We start from the raw sequence: 8,229 nt of genomic DNA, 5'->3' as shown, positions 1-8,229 counted from the left end.
CCGGCGTAAACAACGTCATGGCACGCAACAACTAGCCCAGGCTTGGCCGGGACATAGACCGTTTAGGGCTACATGCACATGCGTAGGGAGCGCCGACTGTGGCGCCCGCGGCAGGACCGGACCGCCAGCCCTTCAGCAAGCGGGCCGTTCAGCGTATTCTCAACCGCACTCCCGAAGAGTCAGCACTCTTGACTTATATGTAACCCCGTTCAACCAACACAATACGTGCGAGCATGGTTATCATTCAATACGCCCCTTGTTACGGCAACACAAGCCGTGCCGACAAAGAATCATATCTGCCCACTTGAATGCCATACCACCTCCAATATGCACAAATACAACGCCGTACCTAAGTATTTCCTTACGCACGGGACCCGGCAAAAGCAGTCATGTCTTCTTATTTAATAATTTGATAAATTGCTTGATTTAACTATCTTTACAAACATCTTTTTTGCATCCTCGGTTTTTCCCGATAGCAACCGATTCAGCAAATCGTTATCAATTAGAGCGACATCTGTCTCATGAGCCAGCTGTTGCGCGTTCTTCGTAAAGGAGGAATTGGTAATAACGCAGGCAAAGCCGGTCTTGTAATGAGCTTTTCCAGAAAAGACCTCCTGAACAGCACCTATACCCACGGGATTGCCCGCATAGTACTTGGCCTGCACAGCAATCTTACTGTCGCCTTCAAATCGGCCGACAATCAGATCAACTCCATAATCAGAGCTACTTGGAGTTAGCATCACCTCAAACCCCATGCCTGAGAATAAATCCGCCAAGAGCATTTCGAATTCGATGCCCGAGGACGGAATATGGCGGGCAACCACACCGGCACCCTTATCCACACCATTCGCCGCCGCTAAATTTGCGTAGCCCCGAAGCGGCTTGGGCTCCGGCTTGGCACCGTATGCCGTGGAAATCTCGCGGCACATCCACATGTGCGCGTTGAGCGCCAGGTCGAACTCGCCGCTCGCCCACACCTTGTTGCCTCTCGCCTCCGGCCTGAACGCCCATATCTTGTCCGCGCCGAAGTGCCTGGACGGGTGCGGCCACATGCCTAGGCACTCGGTGCCGTCGGGGTTGTCCGGCGTCCGCTCGCCATGCGCGAGCAGGTACCCGACGCTATGCGGCGTGTAGGCGTTGAACACTGCCAGTATCTCGCCGTCGTGCCCGTCGACCTCGAAGAAGTCCACGGGCCATCCGAAGATAGTGAACCTCGCGCGTCCGCTCGGCCTCGCCCTCGGCCTTGGCGCCTCGGCCTCCACCTCTGACACGCGCCGCGCCTCGGCCTCGGCCCCGGCTTGCTCGCGCTCCCTCGCCTGCCGGCGTGACGCCTTGACGCACGCGTATGCCGCCACGGCCAAGACGCCCACGGGGACCACGAGGACCATCGCAGCGAGGTAGGCGAGCCATCCGAGGGAGCCCAATGCGACAAAATCCCAGATAAATTGCATTGTCTCATCCTTTAATCGCAGGAACGCATGACATAACAACCTTCTTTCGTTAACTGTACACCGCATTCCGGACAAAAAAGCCGCCCGGGTCGCCCCGAGCGGCAAAAGGAAAGGAAGGTGGAAATACTGCCACAAGTAGATGTTGCACCGAGAGCTAAACACCGCGTCAATAGTTAGACGCCGCGTCAATCGCCAAGTCCCGTGCCAACTGCCAGGTGCCGTCCTCACCCGGCGGCCAGCGCAAACCTCCCGCCAGCGCACACTTTCTGCAGACGCTCGGTTCCGGCAGACGCACTCCCCAACCCATGCGCCTCCAGCCTGTGCGCACGGGCTGGGGGCGCTCAAGCTCGTTAGCCAAACAGTCCCAGCAGCACGCCAACCGTGGTCACCACGGCCAGAATCACCAGCGTCTTCGTGGCCGTCATGCGCTTGGAGGAAATAAGCCACCAGGCAAACAGCACCATCAGCAGGGGCAGAAGCCCGGGGAAGAAGCCGTCAAGAATGTCCTGCAGCGGCTTGACCTCCTCGCCAAACGGCACGGAGATGGGCGTCTTGAGCGCAATCGTCGTTGCCGCCAGGCCGCCAATCACGATGGTTCCCAGCACGTTGAACATGTTGGTGATGCGCTTGGCGCTCTCGCCAATGATGGCGTCAATCGCCTTGGTGCCAAGCCTGTAACCACTGTTGAAGCAGATGATCGTCACGGCCGCCATAATCGCGCCGTACGCCACGATGTAGAACAGCGGGCCCAGCGCATTGCCGCCCACCGCAAGCCCCATGGCAATCGAGAGCAGCGTCGGGATCAGGATGCCCTGCACGATGGAGTCGCCAATGCCCGCCAGCGGTCCCATGAGCGACGCCTTGACGCTCATCGGCACGTCCTCGCTGATTGGCTCCCCCTGGCCAATCTTCTCCTCAAGCGAGCACACGATGCCATTCACGAGCTGACCGGTCTGCGGCTCCGTGTTGTAGAACACCGAGTGGCGAACGAGCAGGCGCCGCATGGCCTCCAGGTCGTCCTTGTAGTACTTCTCCGCCAGCGGCAGATAGGTCCACGCCCACGTGGCGCCATGCATCTTCTCGTACGACATGGCTGACTCGGGAAGGAACGCATAGCGCAGGAAAATCTGACGACGCTCCTTTGCGGTCAGCGGCGGCTTGAGCTGCTTGCCATCACCCGTGACCTCAGCAACCTCGTTCTTGTCGGTCATTGGAACATCACTCCTTTCCTAGTCAAAGAGGCCCTCGTCCTCATACACACCCTCGGCCTCAACCATCTGCGGCTTCGCGGCCGCTGCCTCCGAGTTTCCGCTCGTCACAAAGATGAGGTACGCAAACGCGAGAGCAATGAACAGGATGGCAACGGTGCTGAGCCCGGCAAACGCCGCCAGCGAGAAGCCAAAGAGGAACAAGACAATCTCGAGCTTGTTCTTGATGAGCATGTTCATCAGCATCGCGATACCAAGCGCGGGAAGCACGCCGCCCAGGACCGAGATGACCGTCGTAATGACCTCGGGCATGCCGTTGAGCATGGCCTCGACCGCACCCTGGCCAAAGTAGATGGCGGCCCACACGGGGACGATGCGCACGATGGCGGTCACGATCTGCGGCCACACAATCTGGTTCATCAAAAGCCCGCGCTTGTCATTGTTGCGGCACGCGTCCTCTGCCTTGCGATTGAAGTACGAGAATCCGGCCATGCGGAGGTTGTAGAAAATCAGGCCGAAGGTCTGACCGATGAGAATCGAAAGGGTGACCGCCACGGCCGGGTCCTTGGTGGTGGCAAGCGCAAGGCCTATGCCACCGTAGCCCGCATAGGTGATCTCGCTGCTGGAGGCGCCGCCGGTGTGCATGCTGGCGATGAAGACACCCTGTACCGCAAGGCCGCAAAGCACGCCGGCCTGCACGTCACCAAAGACGATGCCGAGCACTAGACCCGTCACAAGCGGTCGTCCGAGGATGTAGTAGCCGCCCGTCACGCCGTATGCCCAGGGGCAGTCAACGGCTCCGAGATAGCAGAAGATGCCCGTGACAAGCGCCTGAAGGAACAGACCCATAACGCTACCTCCCTGCCTTCGTCTGGTCGTACTTCTTCTTGACGTCATCCCAGCTCTTGGGGTCGTTGTCCGGAAGCAGCTGGAACGAGAGCTTGATTCCCTGCGACGCCATGTACTCGAACGCCTCGTAGTCCGCGTCGTCGATGGCGAGCGTCCTGCCCACCACCAGGGCGCCCTCGCGGGTGTTCATGCACCCGATGTTGAGCTCGCCGCCAAAGTCGGCGCCGGCCTTGACGAGGCGGGCAAACGTCTGAGGGGAGCCGGAGATGAGGAAGAAGTCCTTCTTGGACTCCTTGCCGGCGCGAATCTTCTCGACGCCCTGCTCCTCGGTGTAGATGCCAAGCTTGAGGTTGCCCGCGGCGGCCTTGAGGACCCTTCTGCGGAGGTCATCGTGAAACACCTTGTCATCAACGACAAGGATGCCGTCTACCGGCCGTTCCTTCGACCACCTCGTTGTGGTCTGCCCGTGGATGATTCTGTCGTCCACACGAGCCAACGTGATTGCCATGCCACTAACCTCCCTTTCTAGAACATGTCCTCGTCTTCCGTCTCGTCTCCCTGTGGAGCACCCTCCTGGCTAGCCGCCTTGATTGACTCGACACCGGCGTTCACAGCGATTCGATACAGTTCGTCCAAGCTCCCCGCCTGGGCGCGGAGCATCCCCGTTTCTATGAGCATGGGTAGATTCATGTTGGCGAGAACCTCAACGCGCCCCGGATGCTCTAGGGCAAGCCGGAAGGACTCGTTGTAGGGGGTTCCGCCGATGATGTCGCAGAGGATGAGCACGCCTTCTTTGAGGTGGGACTCCACAACATCACGAAGCCAGGGCGCAAATTGCCCCGTGTCATCAAAGGCAAGGGAGACGGCCGTAATGCCGTCGGGCTTTCCCGCAACCATCTCGTAAACCGAAAGCGCTCCCGTGCAGAACGTGCCGTGAGAGGTCACGACGATGTGCATACTTGCTCCGTCCCCCTCACCGGAGGCCTCGAGCTAGCGATAGAGGACTGAGGTCACCTGATACTGATCGGTCCTGAGCAGGAGGTTGGAGAACTCGATGGGCGTCTCGTCTTGCCCATAGGTGGTCTGCGTCATATACAGAACCGGATCCCCCGCCTTGCGCCCCATGATGAGCGCCTGTTCCTTGTCCAGTATCTTTGCGGAAAAGTCACGTACGCCGTACTTGATGCGCTTTCCCGTGCGTCGCTCTATTGCCTCGAAGAGGCCCACCTTGGTGAAGTCTTCTTGGTCGAGGCCTGGGCACTTGTCGAGCAGCACCCAGTTCTTCATGAACACTGCCGGTATTCCGTTGACGTCACGCGTGCGCTCAAGCGAGAGGACCCGCGAGCCCTTGGGGGCATCAAGGTGACTCAGTAGCCATGCGGGCGCCTCGATGACCTCCGAGCTCAGCACCTGTGTGTGGTACTCCTGCCCACGGCGCCGCATCTCCTCGGCAAACGAGATGAGCTCTTGGGCAAACGGGTACGAGACCTTCTCCGAAGCCACGAACGTGCCCCTGCCCTGGGTTCTCTCGAGGATCCCCTCGTCCACCAAAAGGCCGATGGCCTTCCTGAGCGTGCCTCGGCTGATGCCAAGCTTTGCCACAAGCTCCTGCTCGGAGGGAATGCGATGGCCCTTGGCCCACTCGCCGGAGGCCACCTTGTCCCTAAACTGTCGGGCAATCGCCTGATAGATGGGTTCGGCTCCCGCAGAAATCTCGATGGCTTCGATGCTCATGGCCTCAACCGTTCCGTACGTCAACAAAACACCCTGTTAGTAGGCGCCCTTCTCGCCCACTTTACCAGTAAGGATGGCAACGCCCGCGCTAGTTCCGAGAAGCGATGCGCCGGCATCGATGAAGGCGAGCGCCTGCTCGCGAGTGCGAATGCCACCGGAGGCCTTCACGAGGGCGCGGTCGCCGGCAATCTCCTTGAGGAGCTTGATATCCTCGATGGTGGCGTGGCCACCCTTGCCCCAACCGCTCGAGTTCTTCACGTACGTGATGCCGGCCTCGATGGCAAGCTCAGCGGCACGCTTCTTCTCGTCCTGGGTCAGCATGCCAAACTCGAGCATGATCTTGGTGACCTTGCCCTCGGCGGCATCGACCACGGCCTTGATCTCATCGCGGTAGGCATCGTACATGCCGCCCTTGAGGTAGCCGATGTTGGCCATGAAGTCGAGCTGGTCGGCACCCTTGGCGAAGCACTCGCGCGCCTGGTAGACCTTGGCGTCCGTGAAGTCTGCGCCCATGGGATAGCCGAGGGCCGTGCACACCTTGATGTCGGTGCCCTTCAGAGCCTCGACGGCGGTGGGAACCCACGCCGGCTGCAGCATGACGCCATCGAAGTCATACTGGACGCAGTCGTTGCAGAGGCTCAGGATGTCCTCCTTCGTCAGCTCGGGATTGACGTTGGTGTGCTGAATCTTCTTTGCAAGCTCCTTGTCCGTCAGCTCAGCCACGACGACTCCTTTCGATTGGGTTTAGGTCGTTGCTGGTTGTATATATACGACTATGTACCTTTTGCAGACATGGAGTACTCGCGGGCGGTAGGTTTGGGACGGTAAGCGGCTTACGCGGGCAAGCAGCTAACGCGAGCACGCGAATAGTACGGCAACCCGAGGCATGCAAGTACTTGGCGAACGACAGGCGCGACTACTGGAAAGCGCACCTGTCGAAAAGCGCGGCTGCAGAGATTGTTCCGGCCCGGGCTGAAAACACGTCTTCCTACTGAGGCGCGCCGGATAGCGCCTTTACTGGAAAGCGCGCTTGCGCTCAATGCGGCGGCGCGTGAGCGCTTCGTCGCACAGCGTCTTGATGACAGCCTGGCGAGGAATGCCGAGGTATGCGGCCTCGTCATCAAGATCGGCAAGTTGGCGAACCGTAAAGTCCACATTGACCTTCTTGGATGTACTCGCACGACGCTGAGAGAGCTCGTCATGACCGGTCCCGGCCTCGTAGGCGCCGTCCTCGCGGCCGAGCTCGACAGAATCTGACGTCTCCATTGAGTTCCCTCTCTCCCGTGCGCGAGCAAGGCAGCCGTACCAACGATCATGGCACTGGAGCCCCGCAACCTCGTCCGCACGCATAACAATTAGTCGACAGATGCATGGGCGCATTGCGTGCCATGCCCATATGGAGGTCAATACTATACCTAAGAGACATCTATTCAGAGCATCTCGAATTACGCATAGCAAAGGAACGCCCCGCCATAACGGCGAGACGCCCCTCCGAGTCGATGCACATATGCCCAGGAGCTGGCCGCCTACGCACGCTTGGCCAGGTTGTCCCAATCAGAGGAAGATCCAAAGAACACGTTCAGGTCCAGCTGACCCCTCCAGCCATTGAGAACGCCCGTGGAGGTGTACTGCCAGATGGTTGGCTTGGAGCCCCACGCGCCAAAATCAGACGAGCTGTGGCCGCCGTATCCAATCGTTCCGGGGTTCTCGGCAAAGCCCTTGTAGCCGTTGGTGTCGTAGTACTTGTACGGGTACTGGGCCACCCACAGGCCGTAGCCGGAGTTGGCAACCGAGCTCCAGTCGCACTGGTGCACGACGGCGCGGCTCGTGTAGATGAGCGGCTTCACGCCCGTCTTCTGGTACACGCGATCGAGGAAGGCCTTGGCATAGTTCGTGCCCGCGCTCAGGTTGTTCTGCCCGTTCATGTCGTTGTTCTCCCAGTCAAGGAAGAGCACGGCCTGGCCAACGTAGTCCCTCACGGCATTCACGAAGTAGTCGGCCTGAGCCTCGGCGCCCACCCTCGTGTCCACGAAGTGATAGAAGCCGAGCTTCTTGTTGAGGGAAAGCGCCTGATCCGCATACTTCTTCATGTTGTTGAAGGTGTACGACGTGCCCTGCGTGGCCTTGATGATGACGAAGTCGACGTCGAGGGCGCTCAGGTCGATGCCGTTCTGGTAGCTCGCGATGTCGATGCCATTAAGGTTGTAGGAAATCTTGCCGTCGTTGTCGGCAATGATGAGCACGTTGCCGGGAGTCACGTAGCGGCCACGCACCACATAGCCCTGGTCCTCGCGGCCGTAGTACTTATCGGAGCCAACGGTGAACGAGCCCAGCTTTGCGGCGTAGAAGTTGTACTCCCTGTTGACGCCGGGCACGAGGTCCAGATAGTAGCGTTGCAAGGCGCCGCCATCATAGGTGCCCGTCACCAGCCAACCAGAGGTCGTGGCGAGGCGGCCGTCGTTGTCTGCAAGGAACATGTGCGAGCCCCACGTGGACTTGCCGCGCATCACGTAGCCCTTACCGCCAAGACCATAGATATAGCCATAGCCCTTGACCACGAAGAAGCCGCTCATGGCCGCGTGGTCGGTGGAGTCGATGTAGTAGCGCTGAAGCGCGCCGCCCGTGTAGGCTCCCGTGACGATCCAGCCGTCCTTGCCGTCCGCCGTGGTGGCGAGGCGGCCGTCGTTGTCCGCGAGGTACACGCGGCCGTTGCCGTTATCCCATGCGGAGCGGAGGATGGTGCCGTTACCCGTGGCCCACGCATAGTAGCCGGCACCGCGGTCGATATCCGCGTCCTTGTCGATAAGCCTGTTCTTGGCCATCTGGCCGTCCGCGTCAAACCAATAGCGCTGCAGACCCGTTCCGGAGACCAGGTTGTTGGCGACAACCCAGGTAGAGCGTGCTGCCTTGCCATCGTTGTCCGCATAGTAGGTCTTGCCGGCAGACGTCGTGTGAACGCCCCTCAGCACATAGCCCTTCGAGGTGGT

General features: G+C 59.8%; 9 protein-coding genes. All 9 read right to left on the bottom strand.

All coding sequences use genetic code 11. The features are described from left to right. Positions 1 to 401: 401 nt before the first annotated feature. A complete protein-coding gene (locus EFAMC2_RS01465; protein WP_187325075.1) occupies positions 402 to 1,451 on the bottom strand; it encodes a restriction endonuclease in 1,050 nt (349 codons plus the stop codon). A 350-nt stretch (positions 1,452 to 1,801) separates the two neighbouring features. After that, positions 1,802 to 2,662, bottom strand: coding sequence for a PTS system mannose/fructose/sorbose family transporter subunit IID (locus EFAMC2_RS01460; protein WP_154026303.1), 861 nt, complete (start codon positions 2,660 to 2,662; stop codon positions 1,802 to 1,804). A gap of 18 nt (positions 2,663 to 2,680) precedes the next feature. Further along, on the bottom strand, positions 2,681 to 3,508 hold the full coding sequence (locus EFAMC2_RS01455; protein WP_154026301.1) for a PTS mannose/fructose/sorbose/N-acetylgalactosamine transporter subunit IIC: 828 nt from the start codon (positions 3,506 to 3,508) through the stop codon (positions 2,681 to 2,683). A gap of 4 nt (positions 3,509 to 3,512) precedes the next feature. Further along, complete coding sequence (locus EFAMC2_RS01450) at positions 3,513 to 4,016, bottom strand: PTS system mannose/fructose/N-acetylgalactosamine-transporter subunit IIB (protein WP_154026299.1); 504 nt, start codon at positions 4,014 to 4,016, stop codon at positions 3,513 to 3,515. A gap of 17 nt (positions 4,017 to 4,033) precedes the next feature. Further along, positions 4,034 to 4,465, bottom strand: coding sequence for a PTS sugar transporter subunit IIA (locus EFAMC2_RS01445; RefSeq protein WP_154026297.1), 432 nt, complete (start codon positions 4,463 to 4,465; stop codon positions 4,034 to 4,036). A gap of 33 nt (positions 4,466 to 4,498) precedes the next feature. After that, positions 4,499 to 5,266 carry a GntR family transcriptional regulator gene (locus EFAMC2_RS01440; RefSeq protein WP_187325074.1) on the bottom strand — a complete coding sequence of 256 codons (768 nt, stop codon included), beginning with the start codon at positions 5,264 to 5,266 and terminating at the stop codon, positions 4,499 to 4,501. A 12-nt stretch (positions 5,267 to 5,278) separates the two neighbouring features. Further along, positions 5,279 to 5,965 carry a deoxyribose-phosphate aldolase gene (deoC, locus tag EFAMC2_RS01435; protein WP_154026293.1) on the bottom strand — a complete coding sequence of 229 codons (687 nt, stop codon included), beginning with the start codon at positions 5,963 to 5,965 and terminating at the stop codon, positions 5,279 to 5,281. A 291-nt stretch (positions 5,966 to 6,256) separates the two neighbouring features. Then, the gene (locus EFAMC2_RS01430; RefSeq protein ID WP_187325073.1) at positions 6,257 to 6,508 is read right to left on the bottom strand and encodes a CopG family transcriptional regulator; all 252 of its coding nucleotides are present in this window, start codon (positions 6,506 to 6,508) and stop codon (positions 6,257 to 6,259) included. Between the two features lie 260 nt (positions 6,509 to 6,768). Next, positions 6,769 to 8,229 (bottom strand): GH25 family lysozyme (locus EFAMC2_RS01425; RefSeq protein WP_154026291.1); only part of this gene is annotated, 1,461 nt, incomplete at its 5' end.

The sequence above is a fragment of the Olsenella uli genome (assembly GCF_901212655.1).
GTDB classification, from domain to species: domain Bacteria; phylum Actinomycetota; class Coriobacteriia; order Coriobacteriales; family Atopobiaceae; genus Parolsenella; species Parolsenella uli_A.
This window is presented reverse-complemented; position numbering and strand designations above follow the sequence as displayed.